The sequence below is a fragment of the Clostridium sp. HBUAS56010 genome (assembly GCF_007115105.1).
Taxonomy (GTDB): Bacteria; Bacillota; Clostridia; order Lachnospirales; family Lachnospiraceae; genus Lacrimispora.
Map to the genome: position 1 here is coordinate 144,876 of NZ_SULJ01000001.1, position 19,309 is coordinate 164,184.

At 43.8% G+C, this 19,309-nt stretch carries 18 protein-coding genes; all 18 read left to right on the forward strand.

Features of this window, described 5'->3' with window-relative positions; genetic code table 11:
• Window positions 1-73 precede the first annotated feature (73 nt).
• The 18 genes from FAY33_RS00645 to FAY33_RS00730 all read left to right on the forward strand — a co-directional run bounded on the left by FAY33_RS00645 (window position 74) and on the right by FAY33_RS00730 (window position 19,276).
• On the forward strand, window positions 74-1,741 hold the full coding sequence (locus FAY33_RS00645) for a DUF2207 domain-containing protein (protein ID WP_143318837.1): 1,668 nt from the start codon (window positions 74-76) through the stop codon (window positions 1,739-1,741).
• A complete protein-coding gene (locus FAY33_RS19210; RefSeq protein WP_185967444.1) occupies window positions 1,698-1,856 on the forward strand; it encodes a hypothetical protein in 159 nt (52 codons plus the stop codon). The genes FAY33_RS00645 and FAY33_RS19210 overlap by 44 nt, the downstream gene beginning before the upstream one ends.
• Window positions 1,857-2,778: 922 nt before the next feature.
• Window positions 2,779-3,237, forward strand: coding sequence for a GNAT family N-acetyltransferase (locus FAY33_RS00650; protein WP_143318838.1), 459 nt, complete (start codon window positions 2,779-2,781; stop codon window positions 3,235-3,237).
• Window positions 3,238-3,316: 79 nt separating this feature from the next.
• The gene (locus FAY33_RS00655) at window positions 3,317-3,634 is read left to right on the forward strand and encodes a nuclear transport factor 2 family protein (RefSeq protein ID WP_143318839.1); all 318 of its coding nucleotides are present in this window, start codon (window positions 3,317-3,319) and stop codon (window positions 3,632-3,634) included.
• Between the two features lie 154 nt (window positions 3,635-3,788).
• Window positions 3,789-4,487: a class I SAM-dependent methyltransferase gene (locus tag FAY33_RS00660; protein ID WP_143318840.1), complete on the forward strand. Its 699-nt coding sequence runs from the start codon at window positions 3,789-3,791 to the stop codon at window positions 4,485-4,487.
• 30 nt (window positions 4,488-4,517) lie between these two features.
• The gene (locus tag FAY33_RS00665; RefSeq protein ID WP_143318841.1) at window positions 4,518-5,015 is read left to right on the forward strand and encodes a GNAT family N-acetyltransferase; all 498 of its coding nucleotides are present in this window, start codon (window positions 4,518-4,520) and stop codon (window positions 5,013-5,015) included.
• A gap of 283 nt (window positions 5,016-5,298) precedes the next feature.
• Entirely contained in the window at window positions 5,299-5,727 is a 429-nt protein-coding gene (locus FAY33_RS00670; RefSeq protein ID WP_143318842.1) for a hypothetical protein, read from the forward strand.
• Window positions 5,728-5,994: 267 nt separating this feature from the next.
• Window positions 5,995-7,761 carry a type I phosphomannose isomerase catalytic subunit gene (locus FAY33_RS20115; protein WP_347562636.1) on the forward strand — a complete coding sequence of 589 codons (1,767 nt, stop codon included), beginning with the start codon at window positions 5,995-5,997 and terminating at the stop codon, window positions 7,759-7,761.
• A gap of 28 nt (window positions 7,762-7,789) precedes the next feature.
• On the forward strand, window positions 7,790-9,382 hold the full coding sequence (locus FAY33_RS00685) for a response regulator (RefSeq protein ID WP_185967445.1): 1,593 nt from the start codon (window positions 7,790-7,792) through the stop codon (window positions 9,380-9,382).
• Window positions 9,342-10,634, forward strand: a complete 1,293-nt coding sequence (locus tag FAY33_RS00690; protein ID WP_243126508.1) for an extracellular solute-binding protein — start codon at window positions 9,342-9,344, stop codon at window positions 10,632-10,634. The genes FAY33_RS00685 and FAY33_RS00690 overlap by 41 nt, the downstream gene beginning before the upstream one ends.
• Entirely contained in the window at window positions 10,631-12,430 is a 1,800-nt protein-coding gene (locus tag FAY33_RS00695) for a sensor histidine kinase (protein WP_143318845.1), read from the forward strand. Before FAY33_RS00690 ends, FAY33_RS00695 begins: the two co-directional genes overlap by 4 nt.
• A gap of 152 nt (window positions 12,431-12,582) precedes the next feature.
• The gene (locus FAY33_RS00700; protein WP_143318846.1) at window positions 12,583-13,077 is read left to right on the forward strand and encodes a PTS sugar transporter subunit IIB; all 495 of its coding nucleotides are present in this window, start codon (window positions 12,583-12,585) and stop codon (window positions 13,075-13,077) included.
• A gap of 3 nt (window positions 13,078-13,080) precedes the next feature.
• Window positions 13,081-13,950: a PTS sugar transporter subunit IIC gene (locus tag FAY33_RS00705; RefSeq protein ID WP_143318847.1), complete on the forward strand. Its 870-nt coding sequence runs from the start codon at window positions 13,081-13,083 to the stop codon at window positions 13,948-13,950.
• On the forward strand, window positions 13,943-14,812 hold the full coding sequence (locus tag FAY33_RS00710; RefSeq protein ID WP_207705987.1) for a PTS system mannose/fructose/sorbose family transporter subunit IID: 870 nt from the start codon (window positions 13,943-13,945) through the stop codon (window positions 14,810-14,812). Before FAY33_RS00705 ends, FAY33_RS00710 begins: the two co-directional genes overlap by 8 nt.
• Before the next feature lie 71 nt (window positions 14,813-14,883).
• Window positions 14,884-15,516, forward strand: a complete 633-nt coding sequence (locus FAY33_RS00715; protein ID WP_143318848.1) for a hypothetical protein — start codon at window positions 14,884-14,886, stop codon at window positions 15,514-15,516.
• Window positions 15,500-17,311, forward strand: a complete 1,812-nt coding sequence (locus tag FAY33_RS00720; RefSeq protein ID WP_185967446.1) for a DUF2264 domain-containing protein — start codon at window positions 15,500-15,502, stop codon at window positions 17,309-17,311. Before FAY33_RS00715 ends, FAY33_RS00720 begins: the two co-directional genes overlap by 17 nt.
• Before the next feature lies 1 nt (window position 17,312).
• Window positions 17,313-18,449 carry a glycoside hydrolase family 88 protein gene (locus FAY33_RS00725; protein WP_143318850.1) on the forward strand — a complete coding sequence of 379 codons (1,137 nt, stop codon included), beginning with the start codon at window positions 17,313-17,315 and terminating at the stop codon, window positions 18,447-18,449.
• The gene (locus FAY33_RS00730; protein WP_143318851.1) at window positions 18,443-19,276 is read left to right on the forward strand and encodes a Cof-type HAD-IIB family hydrolase; all 834 of its coding nucleotides are present in this window, start codon (window positions 18,443-18,445) and stop codon (window positions 19,274-19,276) included. The genes FAY33_RS00725 and FAY33_RS00730 overlap by 7 nt, the downstream gene beginning before the upstream one ends.
• Window positions 19,277-19,309 lie beyond the last annotated feature (33 nt).

A 19,309-nucleotide genomic window follows, 5' to 3' on the forward strand; every position in this document is an offset into this window, starting at 1 on the left:
TCTCAATTATAGATTATTTTTATAATGAGAGTTTTGTGACTTTTACTTCATAGAACAAGGCAGGAGAAAATGAATGAAATTTAAGCAAAAAAGAATTTTCACTTTTTTTATATTGTTGGCTGTATTGTTAATTCTTGGTACAGTTCCGAGCTTTGCAGAGGAGGATGCCATTCCGTCAATTAAGATGGAGGTGAATCTGCAAAGGGACGGCTCTGCAGTAATAACTGAGGTGTGGGATGTGCGTGGTGTATCCAGTGGTACGGAATATTACAAGGCCTTGAATAATATGGAGGGGATGAAAGTGCACTCCCTGACTGTAGCGGACGAATCGGGAGTGCAATACAAAACCCTGGCTGACTGGAATCCCAAAAGAACCAGAGAAGAAAAGTCCGGTACCTGTGGGATAATAAAAACCTCCGATGGCTATGAACTCTGTTGGGGAATCGGCAGTTATGGCAGCCATCAGTATACCATCCAATATACCATAGATGGGTTGGTGAAAAATTATGGTGACTATGCAGGATTCTATCACCAGTTTGTGTCAGAGCTTTCAAGTGCTCCGGAATCGGCTTATATTACAATTCGGGTGTCGGATGCAAGCCTGACTGAAAATAATGCCCGTATCTGGGCATATGGTTTTCCAGGAGAAGTCAGGATTGGAGGCGATGACAGTCTTCATGTTTTTTCTTCTAAAGCACTGGATGATGGTGATTATGTAAATGTGCTTTGTCGTTTTGACAAAAGCTTGTTTCCGCTGGCAGCCTCATCTGATATGTCTTTTGAGAAGCTACAGGAATATGCAGAGAATAAGAACTCTGATACAGCTTTGTATATTACTCTTGCTGTTATAGGAACAATTGGTGTTGGGACCGCCTTTTTGATTACATTTCTTTCTTCTCGTTATAAATTAGCAGACGGCACAGTGATGCGGGTTCCCAGACAGAAAAAAATAGAATCCAACTGGTCTGTTCCTTTTGGAGGCAGCATTCCTGCTGTATATTCCGCCATGCTTTTGCTGCGCAAGGGAGTTTCCCTTGAAATGCTAATGAGTGGGTATCTTATCCGCTGGCAGAAGGCAGGGTATGTTCACATAGAAAAGAGGGAAAACCCGCGGACCAGAAAAAAGGCTCAAGAAGAAGTTATCGTATTTAACCCGGTTAATCCACTGGGGCAAGGAGTGGAGTGGAAGCTTTATGAAATCTTAAATGAGAACACGGATCATGACGGCATTCTTTGGGCTTCTGACATAGAAGAAGGGGCGGAAACACTTCATGAGAAGCTGACCGGCTGGCAAGAAGAACTAAAGGAGGAAGGCGATCAGGAATTAATCCTGTTAAGCATGGCGGCAATGGATATAAAGGGTACGGTACGTTTTACCGCATCGGGGTTTGAACATGCGGTCAGACTGCTTGGATTTCGGAAATATCTGATAGAGCTGCGCAGTCAAAGTAAGGGCAGTTCTGTTCGTGGAGAACTTTGGGGAGATTATCTTGTAATGGCTATCTTATTTGGATTGGGAGAACATGTCCTCAAAAGCCTGAAAAACCTGGATCCTGCCTTTTTTGATACATTCGCAGGAATGTATGGCTGCAATGCCTATAATATGATATTTCTTATGAATATGACAAATCATATTTCCAGTTCTGCGTCGCCAGGGAATAATACAAACGGAATGGGCGGCGGAGCAGGTTCTGTTGGTGGAGGAGGTTTTTCCGGAGGCGGTGGAGGCGGCAGCCGGTAATGGAATCATGCCTGTAAATCGAAGAATTAGAATGATTCCTTCTGTTGACATTACGTTTAAACAAGCGTTTTCTACTGCCTTTACGGCTAGTTCTTCTGTAATGGAAGTATCATAGGAATATCCGATTACTAAGTTGCACCTTATGGATTTTAGGGGCTCTATAGCGGGCTTTGCTTTCTAGCCAGATCTTTTTAATATTAGCTTTCAGTCTTTCTGCAGCTAATTGCTGATTTGATGGAACATGAACAAGAGCCTTATAATAGATACTTCTGGGGAAACGTAAGGCTTTGCATATAAGTTTTATAGTACAGATTGATTTTAAATCTGTCAATGAAGGTAACGATTTCTGCTATCGTTTTCTTGCGAATATGGCGGTAGCTTTTTTTAATATCTCATTTTTCATTTAAAGTTCAGCAATACGTTTTTTCATGTTCTCGTATTCCTTAGAAGTGACTTCTTCCTTTTGAGATACTTTGACTGGGGAGAACTCCTTGATCCATTTATAAATTTTACGTTTGAGACACCATACTCGCGACTGAGGTAGGTGACAGAACTACCTGCTTGATACAAATCTTCTAATTGCTTTTAAATTCATCCGTATATCGGATACCGTTTTAGGACATTGATTAACACGCACCTTTGATATTGATATTTTAACGTGTTAAACTTTTCGCGTTTACACTTATATACTAACACCAATATCGTAATTACGTATAATATCGCACTTTCTCTTAATGCTAAGAAAAAGACCAACAATTTGCTGCTTGAATTCAGGTGAAAATGTACGACGGGTTTTAAGTTCATTGTTCTGAGACATAGGGCATCATCTTTTCTTTATTAAGAATATCATATATGACCTTAAAAAATCTGTCTAGTTAATTATAGCTAATCCAATACCTGACTCCGGTGAAGTATAGAATAAATACCCTTAAAAAAACTGTCTAAAAAACTGTTGACAATCCATTTTTTTATAATACTATAAAACGTGTAACTTACTGGAAACAAGCAGTTTTCAGACACGCTATGGGAGGATATTAATGGTGTTCATAAATACAGAATTTCTAAAAAGTGATGAAATATATCTTAAATTAGAAAAAACGGTGGAAGGCAACCCAGTTAAAGAGTGGCTTCCAACCTATCATTTTGCCATTTGTGATAAAAGCGGAACTAAAATGGGAGAATGTGATCTGCGTATCGGCTACAATGAAAAAGCATACTATGGGGGCAATATTGGTTACCTTATGGAAGAGAAATACAGGGGACACCATTTTGCAGGGAAAGCGTGTAAGCTGCTCTTTGAACTTGCAGGAAAACACAAGATGGAATATTTGATAATTACCTGTAATCCGGATAACTATGCTTCAAAAAAGACGTGCGAATTTGCCGGTGGTATTTTAGAAAAAGTGGTTCCATTGCCAGATGAAAATGATATGAGGTTAAATGGAGAAACGGAAAAGTGTATATATAGATTCGACTTACATGAATATCTGGACTAGTTGATTATTAAAAAAAGTATATATAATATCATCAATTATAAATGCTGTATATGAGTAAGCGTTTGAGGGGGTAGATTAATTGGATATTAAAGAATTTCAGAATGCGGTGCTTAAACAAGATGCAGAAAAACTGAGAACGTTCTTTCATGATTCTGCATATGTAAATTGTGAATATTCTGGTGACTGGGACGGGACCAGTGAACGGATTGAAAAGGTAGGTAATTTAATAATTACAGCAGTAAAAGTTTTTCCTGTTACGAAGGAAGTGTCTTTTCATATTATTCCATTTATGGAAATTGAGAATGATAAAATCATTGCAATGAATGAATACTGGGGTGACGATGGAAGTGCACCGCAATGGAGATTGGATAAGCATATTGGAACAACGATTTGTTAACTGCTAATATAGTTGTGAGTTGAAGTAATACATAATTTTTGTAAGGCTTTGGATACAGGGGAGTGGGAGTATTTCCAGGCAGGTTGATATGACACATTCCTGATAGTATTTATTTAAACTTATTTGTAATCCATGGAGTAAGGGGGGACATGTATTGAAAAATCAGTTAGAATTAGTTTCCAGATCTTATGATAAAGCCATTGATTTGGGGCGGAGGGGGATTGATTTATACAAAGAATTACCGGAGTTTATTACAAATCATCCAAACTTCTCTTTGTTTCAGAACATGCAAACGGATGAAAGTTGTTCAGATAGCGGGCGGCAGGAAGTGTTAGATTATTTATCGCCGACGAAAAATATGAATTTTGTTGATCTTGGCTGCTGCCTAAACCTGATGTTTCAAGGATATGATCAGTGGCCGTCACTGTATTATGGGGTGGATATAAGCAGCAAAACAATTGAGCTGCTTCATGAATTTGCTGCCAGAAATAAACTGGTCATTGGTTCTTTGTATTGCGGCAGTATGCACGATACCCCATATGAGACGGACTTTTTTGACATTGGAGCATGTATTGGTTCTTTGGAATATTTTGAAAAAGATTTTGTAGAAGAAGCAATTATGGAAGCCCATCGGATTATGAAGCCGAAGGGAAGGTTTGTCCTTGATATTCCCCATCTGGGAAGTCCGGAATGTGAAATTGCAATGATGATTGAGGAGTATTTGGGAAGAACCGATCAATTCAATCTGTCATCTTTGGAATTTGAAAATATTCTGATGGGTTACTTTGAAATAGAAAAGAAGGAAAAAGTGGGGCCTATGATTCAATATTTTTTAAAATGCAATAAGGCTTGATTTAAATCTTGTTTTTGAATGGAGAATGAAATGAATATAAAATATCGCATTCCGAATCATGAAGAAATAAAAAAAATCAGCGAGCAAATAATGGTCAGTTACATATCCGCATATAAAGGGCTTATGGATCATGAATATTTATCTTCTCTGAAAGCGGATCATTGGGTTCCAATTTTGCAGGAAAGTGCAGAAAATGGAGATATTTGTCTCATAGCAGAACATGACGGAAGGATTATTGGAAGCACTGTATTTGGCGTAGTCAATCAGGTGGAAAATACTTATGCAGAGTGGCATGCATTTTATTTGCTGCCCCAATATACAGGTCTTGGAATCGGCCATTCATTTTTTCAGAATATTGAAGAGGAAATGGTGGCACGTGGCTGTCACTATTGTACTTTGGAAGTTTTATCATCAAATGAGCGTGCAGTCCAATTTTATATTTCTCATGGTTTTCATAGAATGGAAACTTTTGAAATTGAGGAAAATGGGATGACGCTAGTGTGTGATAAAATGAAGAAAATATTGTAAAATAATCATGAAATATATAATGAATTAAATAATGGTGCAGCCATACCACTCAAGAAACGGAGAAATTATATGCCTCGAAAAAAAATCTAACCATAGACAGGAACGTGTGAGTTTAGAAAACGCCCCCAAATACTGAAAAGCAAATCGTATTAGTAGAGCTTTTTTCAGAGAAAATGGGGGATTTTTAAGAAATGTTCTGTGTCTCCTTGCCCATTTGCCACTACTCATGATACATTAAAATAGAAAGTAATCAACAGCAAAATGAAAGGTAAGGATTTACAGGATGGATAAAAAGAAGATCATTTTAGTATCACACGGAAAATTATCAGCGGGTATGATTCATTCCATACAGATGATCATAGGAGAGAATGAGGACATATCGTCTATGGGAATGCTTCCGGGAGAACATTATCAGCCGATGGTGGATGCGGTGGAAGAGAAACTGAAAGAAAATCCGGATACCCAGTATGTGGTGGTGGCTGATCTTATGGGCGGCAGTGTATGTAATGGAATGACATCGTTGTTACATTATCCCAATATGAAACTGGTGGCAGGCATGAATATGGGACTGGTCATCAATCTTGTACTTTCACCAGGCGTTTTGTCGGATGAAGAAATAGATGCTAAGGTAGCAGAAGCAAATGCAGTAAACCAGAGAATTCAGCCAGAGGCACTGACGGAAGGCGGAAGTGGAGAGGACGACTTTTTTTAATAGGTATATGGGGTTTTTATTTTAATCTGAGTTAGGACATGCATTTCTAAGGTAAAGGGAGACTAAGAAATGTTAAAAAATAAACAATTCTATCAGACTCATAAAATATTCTTCGAATTTGCAAAAGAATATGGGAGAGCAGGCTGAAAAGCCGGTAAGATACAGACAATAAAATGGGAGTATTACTGATAAATAATTAGCAATTGTAACAAGCAAAAGACCACTGAAATGAGTGCAGAAAAAATGTAAGGAAGGTGCGGACATCGTATGGCTGAATTATTATTTTTACAGCCGGTATTTAAGCAAGCTGTATGGGGAGGAAAGAAACTGGAGGAATGCTTTGGATATCAGATTCCCAGCGCTGCCACCGGGGAGTGCTGGGCTGTCAGCGCTCATCCCAATGGAGACTGCAGGGTCAGCGGTGGCATTTATGAAGGAGAATCACTATCCGGTTTGTGGAGCAGTCATCCGGAGCTTTTCGGCAATGAAGATGGAAGGCTGGGGAACCAGTTTCCTCTTCTGGTAAAGATCATAGATGCGCAGGAAGATTTAAGCATACAGGTTCATCCTGACGATGCCTATGCAAAAGAGCATGAGAATGGCTCTCTGGGTAAGACTGAATGCTGGTATGTTCTGGACTGTACCCCTGACGCGTCCATTGTGATTGGACATCATGCAGAAAGCCGGGAAGAATTAGAACAGATGACAGAGGAAAAGCGCTGGAAGGATCTGATACGGGAAGTGCCTGTAAAAAAAGGAGACTTTTTTCAGATTTCTCCAGGCTGTGTTCATGCCATTAAAGCCGGTACACTGATTTTGGAGACCCAGCAGTCCAGTGACATTACCTACCGTATGTATGATTATGACAGAATGTGGAATGGATCGCTGAGAGATCTGCATACCAGACAGTGTATGGATGTGATCAATGTTCCTTTTGTTCCTGTGCAGGATCAGACAAACAGATTGGAAACCAGGGATGTGGATAAGGAGCATCTGGTGACTTGTGATTATTATACCGTGGAAAAATACGATATCCATGGAACCTGGAATCACAAATTCCAGGGAGCATTTACCAATGTGAGCGTGTTGGAAGGGGAAGGAACCATAGATGGCATTCCGCTGAAAAAGGGTACCCATTTTATCATTCCGTTTGGATATAATATCTGCGAAATAAAAGGGCAGCTTTCTCTGATCTGTTCCTGGGTGCCGGATCAAACTCCTGTTAGTGAATGTAAAGAGGATTCCATGAGTCTTGGAGTCTATGACTGGATGGGACGGTTAAAAGCCAGAGAAGAAGATGAGGAACAGGCGGTTCTGGCATTTGAAGATATTTATGAGGAGGGGGATTTTATAAAGCTGACATTTCCCAGGACAGAAGCTCATTATGTGGTAAGAATTGATGATACCATGGATGAATCTTTGGTATATATGACAAAGAAAAGTCTGAATTTTGAGATTCCATTTGAGGAGCGGAAAAAGTCCTGTAATCCCAAGTCATTTACCGGAAGGCGTCACTATCTGACCTGCCGCCCGGCGGAAGATTATGAGATATACGGTTACCGGAATCTTGCTAAGAATGTGATGGACCAGCATGGGGACAGGGGATGCTATCCTCACGCTTCCGCCAATGTTGAGACACGGGGAGAGTCTGTATTTGCTGCCAGAAATGCCATTGACGGTGTGCTGGCCAATCGCTCCCACGGGTCCTGGCCTTATGAATCCTGGGGAATCAACAAAAGGCAGGATGCGCAGATGCTTCTGGAATTTGGCCGCCCTGTGGATATCGACCGGATTGTGCTTTGGACCAGAGCTGATTTTCCTCATGATAATTGGTGGGTGGAGGCAGAACTTTTATTTTCTGATGGAACCAGGGAAATTGTTAAGATGGAAAAGAGCAGGAAACCTCATGGGTTTCAGATGGAAAAGAAGAACATAACCTGGATCCGTCTGGGAAATCTGATTCAGTCCGATGATCCTTCTCCGTTTCCTGCTTTGACCCAGCTTGAAGTATATGGAAGAGAGCCGCGGATCTAAATACAGATCCGGGAAAGGAGAACGGGTGATGCTGCGTGCAATTATTGCAGACGATGAAGCAGTCATATTAAAGGGACTCAGGAAACTGATTGATTGGAAGAAGATGGGAATCGAGATTGTAGGTGAGGCCGGCAACGGCAGAGAGGCTCTTGAACTGATTCAGAAGAAAAAACCTGATCTGGCGGTATCGGATATTGCCATGCCTGAACTGAATGGGCTGGAGATGCTGAAACGTATCAATGAACTGGGACTTGAAACAAAGGTGATCTTCATCAGCGGATATCAGGAGTTCTCCTATGCAAAGAAGGCAGTAACCTACGGGGCGGTGGATTATATTCTAAAACCCATCGAGCAGGATGAAATGGAAGCGGCCATTAAAAAGGCCGTAAGCCTGGTGGGCGAACAAAGCAGTTTAAAGCTGCTTAGTCTGGAGCAGGATGAGAATGAGTTGTCCCGTATCTTTCATAAAATTAACGGCAATCAGGAATATGCAAGACAGGATCTCTACGAACAGTTTGAGGCCCTTCACATTGATGTGGCCTGTAAGGAATTCATTGGTGCTGCCTTCCGGCTGTACTTTACCAGATCGGCTCCCACCAATATTAAGATGCAGGAACTGCAGAAATTCTCTGCCTATAACCGGCTTCAGAAAAAACTGGAGGAGGAAAAGTGGGGATTTGTCATTAAAAAGGATTTGAATAACTGCTATGTGATCTTTACTCTTTTGCCCTCTGAGGATGACCGTATGATCCGTTACCGCACCCGCAAACTGGCAGAGGTGATGACAAACGGACAGCCCATTATGGTAAAGACCGGAATCGGAGAACGGATAAAGGAAATAGGGACGCTCCAGCTTGCTTATAAGACCAGCCGGTTTGCCCTGGAGCTATATTACTTTACCGAAGAAGATGAGATCTGGTATGCCAATGTGGAACGCCAGTTTATGGATTCCTTTGATGATTATCAGGCCTGTTATAAAAGGCTGATGCAGGGGTTTTTGTCCAGAAAGTCCTCCATTGATCAGGAGATTCGGGAAATCCTTTTCATAATCCGCAATCTCCATTTTGGAAACCGTTTTGCAGCGGTGAACCGGTGTATCCTTTTGGTGACTGATATTACCAAGGAACTGATGGACAACTATCTGGTGGATGAATCTTATCGGGAAAAGGGAGAGCGGGCAGCAGAAGAAATTCGTATAAAGCCGCTGTACCAGCAGGCCTGTGATGTGATTGCGGCTTATTTGACAGAGCTGTTTGAGATTATAAAGGAAGGAACCGGAAACAGCGGACTGAATGAAATTGCAAGGATTAAGCGCTACATCGGAGAACATTACCGGGAGAATCTTACTTTGGAATCCCTTGCTTCTTTTGCCAATATGAATCTTTATTATTTCAGCAGTTATTTCAAAAAGAATACGGGTCAGAACTTTAAGAACTATCTGACGGATATCCGTATGGAGGAGGCAAGAAGGCTTCTGGCTAATACGGATTATAAAGCTTATGAGGTAGCAGAAGCGGTAGGCTACCGGAATGTCCGTCAGTTTAATGAAAATTTCAAAGGGAAGTATGGGAAGAGTCCGAATGAATACAGAAAGGAATACAGGTCAGAGGGACATGTTTAAAAAACGGGATAGATTCCCCATAAAAACAGCAGGAAAAAGGGTGCTGGCCAGCATCCTTTTTCCTGCTGTTTTTCTTATGGGCTGTTCGTTCACTCCTTCCGCCCCCAAAGAAGAACCGGTATCCATAAGAGTGGCTTGCTCGGCCGGAGATCTTAAATGGAAGAGCGGAATGGAAGATGCGGCAGAGAAATTCATGGAACAGAATAAGGACATTAAAGTGGATATTTATTTTGTACCTGAGGTTAAGAACCAGACCTATGCGGAACGGCTGAAGGTCCTGGCAGCTCAGAAGGAGTTTTACGATATTGTGGAACTGCGTGAGACAGGAACTCTTGTACAGGCCGGGCTTCTTGCACCTATGCCACAGGAGGTATCTTCTCTGGTGGTGAATCCGCGGTTTTATGATGGGGTGTGTTACGGAGTGCCCAGGTATACAACCACTCTCGGAATCATTTATAACCGGGATATTTTTGATGAAATGGGACTTTCTGTACCGGAGACCTATGATGAGTTTTTAAATATCTGCGAAAAGTTAAAGACAGCCAGATATGATGCCCTGGCTTTGGGGGCTGCGGATATCTGGCATATGAAGTTCTGGGGAAACTATCTGTTTCGGAATTATATTGCCACAGAAGACGGGGAGGTCCAGATGACAAAAGAAAATCTGGTGGAGATGCTGACGGATTTTCGGTATCTGGCAGACAAGGGTTATATTAATTCCCATTACCGGGGGATTTTGGACAGCCAGACCGCCCAGGCATTGTCTTCCGGGCAGGCTGCCATGGTTTATACAGGTCCCTGGATGCTGTCCCAGATTGAGAATTTGAATCCTCAGATCAGGCTCGGCTTCTTTTTCCTTCCTGGCAGAGATGGAACTACTTATGCAATGGATGACAGCAATGTGGAATGGGGCATCTCAGCAGCAACAGCCGGGGATCAGGCAAAGATGGAGGCAGCGGTCAAGTTTCTTCAGTTCTTTTATTCAGAAGATGTTTATGAAACCATATTGGAACTGATGAATGCAGACTCCGTGACGGTCCGGACGGTCCGTATGCCGGATACCAGGAATCAAAGGATTATGAAGGCAGCCTATGAACGGGGACCGGTGCATACAAAACTTCTGGTAGAGGATGCCAATTCACCCGACGGATTTATCGCATATTATGACCAGGTGCTTATTAGTGCCCTCTGGGGAGACAAACCGGTTTCTTCCCTGGCGTCAAGCCTGCTCAAACGATGGGAGGAGCCATGACACAGAAAAGAAAGAGCATTTTCTTTAACCTGACCATATCCTTTACGGTTCTTGGCCTGGTCCCTCTTCTCATTGCCGGTACCGTACTGTTTTTTCAATTCAGGAACAATATGGAACGGGTGGTTCTTGATGATATGAACCGAATGGTCCGTTACTCTGGAAATAACGTGCAGGAAATGGTGGACGAGTGCAGTGAGCTGACCAAACGTATTTATGATATTTCCACGGACGATGGTTTGTTCCTGTATCAGATTTTAAATAACAAAAACCTTCGCCAGGAGGTAAGGGAAATGAAGGTCATGGTGATTCTCAATGAAATGCTTGATGGAGACAGCCGGATCAGGACCGCTTATTTTGCGGATAATCAGGGGAGGATTTATTACGCCACAAAAAATACCCAGAAGGTGCTTGACAAAGAGGCCTTTTTAAAATGGACCGGACAGGAGGACAGCAGCTCCAACTTTTCTGTTCTCTATACTCATGTGGATAATTATTTTCCGGATTCCAGAAATCAGGTGGTCACTTTTCGCCGCAGTTATCAGGATATCACTTCTTTTAAGACGATAGAAAACAATCTGGGAAACTTCTATTTAGATATGGATTTAAGCAAGTTGTCCTCCATGCTGTCCGATGTGAGTATGGATATCAACGAATCTTTCCGTATTGTGGATGACAGGGGCAGATGTATTTTCAGCATGGATCCCTCGGAGACAGGAAACATGGTGCCGGAGATGGTTCCACTTCTTCGGGCAATGTCTGAAGGAAGGGGAAATCTGGTGGAAGGGGATAAGTATCTGGTATACAACCGGCTGGAGAACTGCGGCTGGACAGTGGCTGCCCAGGCCGGCAAGGATCGGGTCCTTCGGAATCTGGAGAGCACCAAGCAGTATATTCTGGCTTTCTTAGGGGGGACCTTTTTCTTACTGCTTTGTCTGTATTTCAATTTTCTCAAGCAGATCAGAAAGCCTGTGAAGCTCTTGGAGAGCGGCATGGCTGAGATACAAAAAGGAAATTTAGAGACCCGGATCGATGTGGGCAGCAGGGAGGATGAAATAGGAGTTCTGGCGTCAGGCTTAAATTCCATGGCTAAGGAGCTTGATGAATACATCAAAAAGGTCTATGTGGCGGAAATCGGCCAGCGTGAGGCAGAACTGGATGCCCTTAAATCCCAGATTAAGCCCCATTACCTTTATAACACACTGGAAGTGATCCGGATGACGGCTCTGGAACATGAGGACAGGGAAACTGCAAGAATGGTGGAGAGTTTATCCAGACAGCTGAAATATCTGATGGGTCACAGCGGGGATATGGTACCCCTTCGAATGGAGATTGAAAATATCCGGGAATATTTTTATATCATGCGGATCCGGTATGAGAACCGGATTCAGCTGGAAGTCAGTGTGGATGAGGATGTAATGGAAACACCAATCATCAAGCTGAGCCTTCAGCCCATTGTAGAAAATGCTGTAAAACACGGTCTGCGGCCCAAGAAAGGGAACGGAACCGTACGAATTGAGGCCCACAGAAAGGCAGACTGTCTGGAGGTGACCGTAATGGATGATGGAGTGGGGATGACGGATGAAGTGTTAAGCGCTCTTTATGCCGGACTTGTTCAGGATGAGAAGGGAATGCAGACCATGGACGGGGGAAAACATGTAGGAATTAAGAATGTTTATGACAGAATACAGAAAAACTTCGGACCAGAATACAGTCTGGAGATTATCAGTACAGAGGGGACTGGAACCATTGTTGTGTATACACTTCCGGTAAATGCAGAGAAGTCCGGGAAAAGATAGAGGATTTTTTGGGAAAACAGGAGAGGTTTTTAGATGGTCGGTCCAAATGGTTGAGACAGGCAAACGCATATGATACCATATACCTATCTTGAAGAGGTTACATGAAAGATGGACCTTTTTCACGTTTGTAAGATATTCCAGGAGGTAGAGAGATGATTAAGATGATGCGGGTAGATGACCGCCTGATCCATGGCCAGGTGGCGGTCATGTGGTCAAAAGAGCTGGGAATACAAAGAATCATTGTAGCCAGCGACACCATTGCTGCCAATGACATTCAGGTCAGTGCCCTTAAAATGGCAGCACCGGCAGGAGTAAAGGCAGCCATACTGCCCATTGATAAGGCAGTAGAGATATTAAGTGATCCAAGGGCACAGGAGATGAAGATCCTGGTGATCTCCAATAATCCGGAGGATTTATTAAAGGTAGCAGAAAAGATTGAAGAAAGACCGGTTCTCAATGTGGCCAATTACGGAAGAATCGGAGGAGGCGCTCTGTCTTCCAAAACCAAGATTTCTGAATCCGTTTACGTAACAGATCACGACCGGGACGTATTGGAAAAGATTCATGCGTTGGGAATTGAAATCATTCATCAGCCCCTTCCCAGTGATGGAAGGCAAGACTTTATGAAGCTGTTAGGAGGAAAATAAGCCATGATCATGAACGCTTTAATTGTGGGACTTGTACTCATGTTTACGAAATTTTTTGACTGGTGGGGCAACACCATGTTCCAGAGACCTATATTCTGTGTGGCAATTTTAGGAGCTCTGCTTGGACATCCAAAGGAAGGCATTATTTTAGCAGCACAGCTGGAACTGGTATTCCTTGGAAATGTAAGTCTGGGCGGTGTAATGCCTTCTGACTTTACCCTGGGTTCTATTTTCGGTGCCGCATTTGCACTTTTACTAGGGAAAGACTTAGCGACAGCGGTTACCCTGGCTCTTCCCCTGGCTGCACTTGGAACTCTTCTTTATTCCTCGATGAAAATTGTGGTAACTTCTCTTGTACCAAGATTCGAAAAGCTTTTGGCAGAACGTAACATAAAGGGATTTAAGAAACTGTGGATTTTCCAGTTTTCTATTTTCCACCTCTGCTATTTCCTTCTTGGCTTTATCTGTATCTGGGCGGGTACAGACGCAGTAAAGGCATTTGTTGACATCATTCCGGCGTGGGTACAGAAATCCATGACCGTTGCCTCCACCATGCTCCCTGCACTTGGTATGGCGCTTCTTTTAAAGTCCTTATGGACCAAAGAAATATGCCCCTATTATTTCCTGGGATTTGGTCTTGGAGCATTCTTCTTTTACAACAACGTAACAGGTGCAGCTCTGGCAGACAGTGCGGTAAAGTTAACCAGCGCTCCTACAAAAATGTTATCTTTGGTGCAGATTTCCTTTATTGGAGCAGCGGTTGCAGCACTTATCATTTTCCGGGAACTGCAAAAGATTAAGGACGAACGGAGGCTTCAAAGCGTGTCCTCCGGCGCAAAAATAGATGAAAGTGAGGATTTCTTCAATGACTAATACCACCACAGGCAATGATACAGCCGTTACAATGAAGACAAAACTGAATCCTCAGCAGAAGAAAATAGTAGGCTCCGTGTTCTGGAGATCCATGTGGCTGATGTTCTGTACTTCTTATACCAAACAGCAGGGTACTACTTTTGGCTGGACCATGATTCCTTATCTGGAGGATATCTACGGAAAAGAGACAGATGAATTCTATGAAGCAATGTCCAGACATCAGGATTTTTTCAATACTACACCCGGCATGTCGCCTTTTATCTTCTCTCTGGTTATTTCCATGGAGCAGGAAAGAAAATCCGCCAAGGACATAGGAAGAGAATTTGATGATTCATCCATTGAGGCACTTAAGGTTGCTCTTATGGGACCTTTTGCAGGAATTGGTGATTCCATTTATTCAGGAGCACTGCGTATTATCGCAACAGGAATTGCCCTGGGCTTTTCTCAGATGGGCTCTTGGCTGGGACCTATATTATTTGCATTGATCTACAACGTTCCTAATGTGCTGATCCGTTATTTTGGGGCCAGTTATGGTTTGAAGCTTGGCAGTACATACATTGCCAATGCTCTGGCTTCCGGCGCATTGAAGGCGTTTACAAAAGGTTTTGCTGTTTTGGGACTTATTATGACAGGTGCCATGACGGCGCAGTATGTAAGCTTTAAGACCACGTATGTGGCTGACTTTGGCGGAGCTACCTTTAATTTGCAGGGAGTGCTGGACCAGATCATGCCTGGACTTCTTCCGCTTGCGCTCACCATGGCTTCCTTCTTCTATTTAAGAAAGAAGAATAAGCCGGTCACCGTGCTGCTGGTTATGTTTGCAGCCGCTTTGGTGCTTACTGTGCTGGGAATCTGCGGTTAGTAGTTATGGCTTTGAAGGGCTGGCAGACATTGGTTTGCCGGCCTTTGGTCGTCTACAGAAAAGGAGAGAATATGAATGGTTTGGCAATGGTGGCTGTAATAATAGGGATTATGGCGGTTTCAGCCGCGGCAATGGGTCTTATAAAAAAACGTGTATTTACCGGCATCTATACGGCACTCCAAACCAGGAATTACAATTCTTTTTTCAAGCAGGTGGATGCAGGACTGGCCCGTGCTGTTTTACCTGGGTATACCAGAGAAAATATGAAACTAAGCGCATATATCAGCCTTGATGATGTGAACCAGGTAAAGGGGCAGTTTAATGCCATGATGAAGCAGCCCATGAATTCTTTTCAGCTTACAGGACTTTTGGTTCGGGGATATGAGTATTTTGCCCGCAGGCAGGAGGGGGAAAGATGCAAAAAGATTCTGGAAAAGATGGAGACGGTTCTGCCCCCTGAACGGCTGGAAAAATATCGGATGCATTATGAGATTGTATTTTGCGGTTCTGAGGCTTATACGGACTGGCTGAAAGCAGAGGCAGGAGCTCACAGAGGAAAAATGAAGGGGTATCTGGAATTTCTGCTTGCCAGATCCTATGAATCCATGGGCAGGAAAACAGATGGAAGGTTTTACCGGCAGCGGGCGGCAAAGGAGTTTAAAACGAGGGCAGAGGATATTGAAAGATATGTTGAAATCATGTAAGGACTTAAAAAACCGCAGAGATCTGGTGGAATGGCTTTCCGCCATGCTTCCGGATCCTTTTTCCTACAGCGGATCAACCGGTGCAGCCTACGATGCAGAGATCAGGGGATTTGAATATTGTTCCAGACCTTTGTGGGCGGTATTTTCCCTGATTGCCAGCGGTGATTATGAAGAGGATATGGTTGCTCCATTTATAAAAAGAATAAAAGCAGGATTAAACCCGGGAACTCCTCTGGTATTTCCCGAGCCGTCTACAGCAAGGCGGCAGACGGCGGTGGAGATGGCAGTCTTCGGTTATGGACTGCTGTGTTGCAAGGAGCGGCTTTTAAGCTATCTGGATCAGAAAGAAAGAAGCCGTCTGGCTGTTTGGCTGAATCAGGTGAATGAAATCGAATTTCCTAGAGGGAACTGGTATTTTTTCCTGTTGATCATCAATTATGGGCTGAAGGAGAATGGTTTTCCCTACAGCAGGGAAAACATTGATTTTGCATGCAGAGAGATTGACAGTCTCTATATCGGAGGCGGGTGGTACAAAGACGGTCATGATTCCCAGAGGGATTATTACATTCCCTTTGCGTTTCACTTTTACAGCCTGATTCTTGACCGTTACTGCCCGGAACATAAGCTTTCCAGTGTCAGGGAGAGGAGTCTGGAATTTGAACCGGATTTTCTTTACTGGCTGGACCAACAGGGACGGAGCCTGCCTTTTGGAAGGAGCCTTACCTACCGTTTTGCCCATGTATGCTACTGGTGTGCATGTGCGGTCAGCGGTGTTTCCGGAGTCAGTGCCGGAGAAGTGAAGGATATGATTTTCAGAAACTTCAATTATTGGGCGGGACAGGACATTCTCTCAGAGAAAATGCTCTCCATCGGCTATGGATATCCCAACCTGATTTTAAGTGAGGACTATAATGCTCCCGGTTCGCCTATGTGGGCGTTTAAAGCCTTTGTTATTTTGTCTCTCCCTCAGGAACATGATTTTTGGAGAGAGGACAGGAAAACGGTGGTTTTAAAGGAATCCATCAAAGAACAGCGGGGCCCCGGATTTTTGATGGTGGCAGGCAAAAGGCACCATTATGCCCTTTCGGCCTGTCAGTACAGCAGTGCAGCTATTTTCCAGCATATGTCCAAGTATGGAAAGTTCTGTTACTCCACTGCATTTGGGTTTAACTGTTCCAGAGATGTGCAGGGAATCAGCCAGTTTGCAGTGGACAGCACTCTGGCACTGTCCGTCAAGGGAACGGGACAGTTTGCAGGACGGGGAAAGATCGAGGAATGGGATTCTTTCGGAGAGTATGTATACAGCAGATGGGGGTATGGTGAGGCCGCAATGATTGAGAGCTGGCTGGTTCCGGTTGACGAAGAATTCCACGTAAGGATACACCGGATACGCACCAGCCTGGAACTGGAAACCTATGAAGGCGCATTCCCGGTCTTTGGGTGGAGCCCCAAGTTCTGTACTCCTGTGATGGAAAACGAAGGGGCGGTTCTCCGTCATGGTCTTATGTCCAGCGGGATATGGGATCTTTGCCATAACCGTCAGCCCCAGGTTGTCCTTCAGGGACCAAACACCAACATCTATGACTGTGAAAGAAATGGGGTTCCCGCTCTTAAGGGAGTAATCTCCCCATCAGAGGAGGGGCAGATTACCGCTTGTCTGGTCTATGGGAATCCGCAGATAGATAAGGATGAGACAGGTCCCGGACGAAAGCCGGAGATAAGCCTTAGAGGAAACTGTCTTATGGCAGACGGCAAAAAAATAATATTAGAAAAATTACATGCCAGGGAGGATTAAGATGAAATATCAATTAACAGATGCTGACCGCTTATGGGCGGAAGAAACTTATAAAAAAATACGGAAAAAGATTTTGGCAGAATGCGGCAGAGTGGGAGACCGTATTCCCTATATTGCAGAAGACGGAGTTTATAAAGAGGATAAAGCCGAGACCGATATTGTCTGGTGGACCAACGGCTTCTGGCCGGGAATTCTCTGGCAGATGTATCACGCAGAGGGAGAAGAAGCTTTCCGAAAGGCGGCTGAGGGCGTAGAGGATAAGCTTGACAAAGCATTCGAGACGTATACGGGACTTCATCATGATGTAGGATTTATGTGGCTTCATTCCGCATCGGCCAATTACCGTATTACGAAAAATGAACGCGCCAAAGCAAGAGCCCTTCATGCGGCGCATCTGCTGGCAGGAAGGTACAATCCAAGAGGAAAGTTTCTCCGATCCTGGAACCGGGACCGGTCCGGCTGGGTGATCGTGGACAGTATGATGAACATCCCATTGCTTTACTGGGCCAGAGATGAGATCAAGGATCCCAGATTTGAATATGTGGCCATGGATCATGCAGATACGGTTATGAAGTATACGGTGCGGGAGGACGGTTCCTGCAATCATATTATTGTCCTTGATCCCGAGACTGGAGAACTTTTAGAAACTCCCGGAGGACAGGGCTATGGTTCCGGCTCCTCCTGGTCCAGAGGTCAGGCATGGGCCATCTATGGATTTGCTCTTAGTTTTCTTCACACAGGCAAAAAGGAATATCTGGATACGGCAAAAAAGGTGGCACATTATTTCATTGCACAGACCGACCGGACCGGGGGGGTGGCTTTGGTAGATTTCCGGGCACCTAAGGAGCCGGAATACTGGGACAGCACTGCTGGTGTCTGCGCTGCCTGCGGAATGCTTGAGATCGCGGCTCATGTGCCGGAAATGGAAAAGGAATTTTATATCAGTGCCGCACTGCGGATTCTTAAAGCAACGGATGAAAGGTTCTGCAACTGGGACCTGGCATATGATTCCATTGTACAGATGGGCTCCGGTTCCTATGAAACGGAGCATGACAGGCATGTACCCATTATTTACGGAGATTACTTCTTTATTGAAGCAGTTTTACGACTTTTAGACAAGGATATATTGATATGGTAAATACGGAAATAATCAATACAAATATGATTGGTTTGCTGTGCATTGATATCGACGGGACGCTCCTTGACAGCCGCAAGGAGCTGCCCCGGGAAAATGTAGAAGCAGTCCATTATGCTCTTGAAAAAGGCGTTATTGTGGCAATTGCTTCCGGCCGGTCTGTTCCTGGCATTGAGCCGCTTTTTTCCCAGCTTGGCATTAAAAGGAATGGGGTCTGCCTAAACGGCGGACTGATCCTTTCGGAACGGATTATTCAAAAAACCATTATGGAAGAGGAACTGGTAATGAAAATTATCGGTCAGGCAGAGATTTATAACAGCCAGATTTTCCTTTCCACTGCAGAGCTGAACCTTACCAACAGAGAGATGTCAGGGGAGGTAAAGGAATTGGTGGAGAAAGGGAGTCTTCGTTCCGATTACGTTTATTGTCGTGATTTTAACGAACTTCGCACTCAGGCACACCGATACAGGAATGAGATCATTAAGGCGGCTATTAAGGAATTTGATGAAGACAATTATGGCTTATTAAAGCAGTCCTTGATAGATATGAATCTTTTCCATGTTGCAAAATCAGATACTTTTTTTGTGGACATTAATCCAAAGGGAAACAATAAGGGGAATGGTGTTGCTGCTCTTGCAAGACACCTTGCCATTCCCCTGGAAAATGTCATGTGCATCGGAGATAATGAGAATGATCTGGAAATGGTAGAGTTGGCAGGCGTAGGCGTAGCCATGGGAAATGCAGTGGAACCGGTAAAAGGGGCTGCTGTTTATGTAACGGGCGATCATGACCATGCAGGAGTGGCAGAGGCAATCTACCGGTTCCTATAACAATGCGCCATAGGCGTAGATAAAAGGCGGGCT

What these genes read in the sequence shown, in the direction of transcription:
- FAY33_RS00690 (WP_243126508.1), top strand. Translation starts at nt 9,342, where the DNA reads ATGAATACAGAAAGGAATACAGGTCAGAGGGACATGTTTAAAAAACGG.
- FAY33_RS20115 (WP_347562636.1), top strand. Translation starts at nt 5,995, where the DNA reads ATGGCTGAATTATTATTTTTACAGCCGGTATTTAAGCAAGCTGTATGG.
- FAY33_RS00670 (WP_143318842.1), top strand. Translation starts at nt 5,299, where the DNA reads ATGGATAAAAAGAAGATCATTTTAGTATCACACGGAAAATTATCAGCG.
- FAY33_RS00725 (WP_143318850.1), top strand. Translation starts at nt 17,313, where the DNA reads ATGAAATATCAATTAACAGATGCTGACCGCTTATGGGCGGAAGAAACT.
- FAY33_RS00720 (WP_185967446.1), top strand. Translation starts at nt 15,500, where the DNA reads ATGTTGAAATCATGTAAGGACTTAAAAAACCGCAGAGATCTGGTGGAA.
- FAY33_RS00730 (WP_143318851.1), top strand. Translation starts at nt 18,443, where the DNA reads ATGGTAAATACGGAAATAATCAATACAAATATGATTGGTTTGCTGTGC.
- FAY33_RS00650 (WP_143318838.1), top strand. Translation starts at nt 2,779, where the DNA reads ATGGTGTTCATAAATACAGAATTTCTAAAAAGTGATGAAATATATCTT.
- FAY33_RS00700 (WP_143318846.1), top strand. Translation starts at nt 12,583, where the DNA reads ATGATTAAGATGATGCGGGTAGATGACCGCCTGATCCATGGCCAGGTG.
- FAY33_RS00685 (WP_185967445.1), top strand. Translation starts at nt 7,790, where the DNA reads ATGCTGCGTGCAATTATTGCAGACGATGAAGCAGTCATATTAAAGGGA.
- FAY33_RS00710 (WP_207705987.1), top strand. Translation starts at nt 13,943, where the DNA reads ATGACTAATACCACCACAGGCAATGATACAGCCGTTACAATGAAGACA.
- FAY33_RS00645 (WP_143318837.1), top strand. Translation starts at nt 74, where the DNA reads ATGAAATTTAAGCAAAAAAGAATTTTCACTTTTTTTATATTGTTGGCT.
- FAY33_RS00705 (WP_143318847.1), top strand. Translation starts at nt 13,081, where the DNA reads ATGATCATGAACGCTTTAATTGTGGGACTTGTACTCATGTTTACGAAA.
- FAY33_RS00665 (WP_143318841.1), top strand. Translation starts at nt 4,518, where the DNA reads ATGAATATAAAATATCGCATTCCGAATCATGAAGAAATAAAAAAAATC.
- FAY33_RS00715 (WP_143318848.1), top strand. Translation starts at nt 14,884, where the DNA reads ATGAATGGTTTGGCAATGGTGGCTGTAATAATAGGGATTATGGCGGTT.
- FAY33_RS00695 (WP_143318845.1), top strand. Translation starts at nt 10,631, where the DNA reads ATGACACAGAAAAGAAAGAGCATTTTCTTTAACCTGACCATATCCTTT.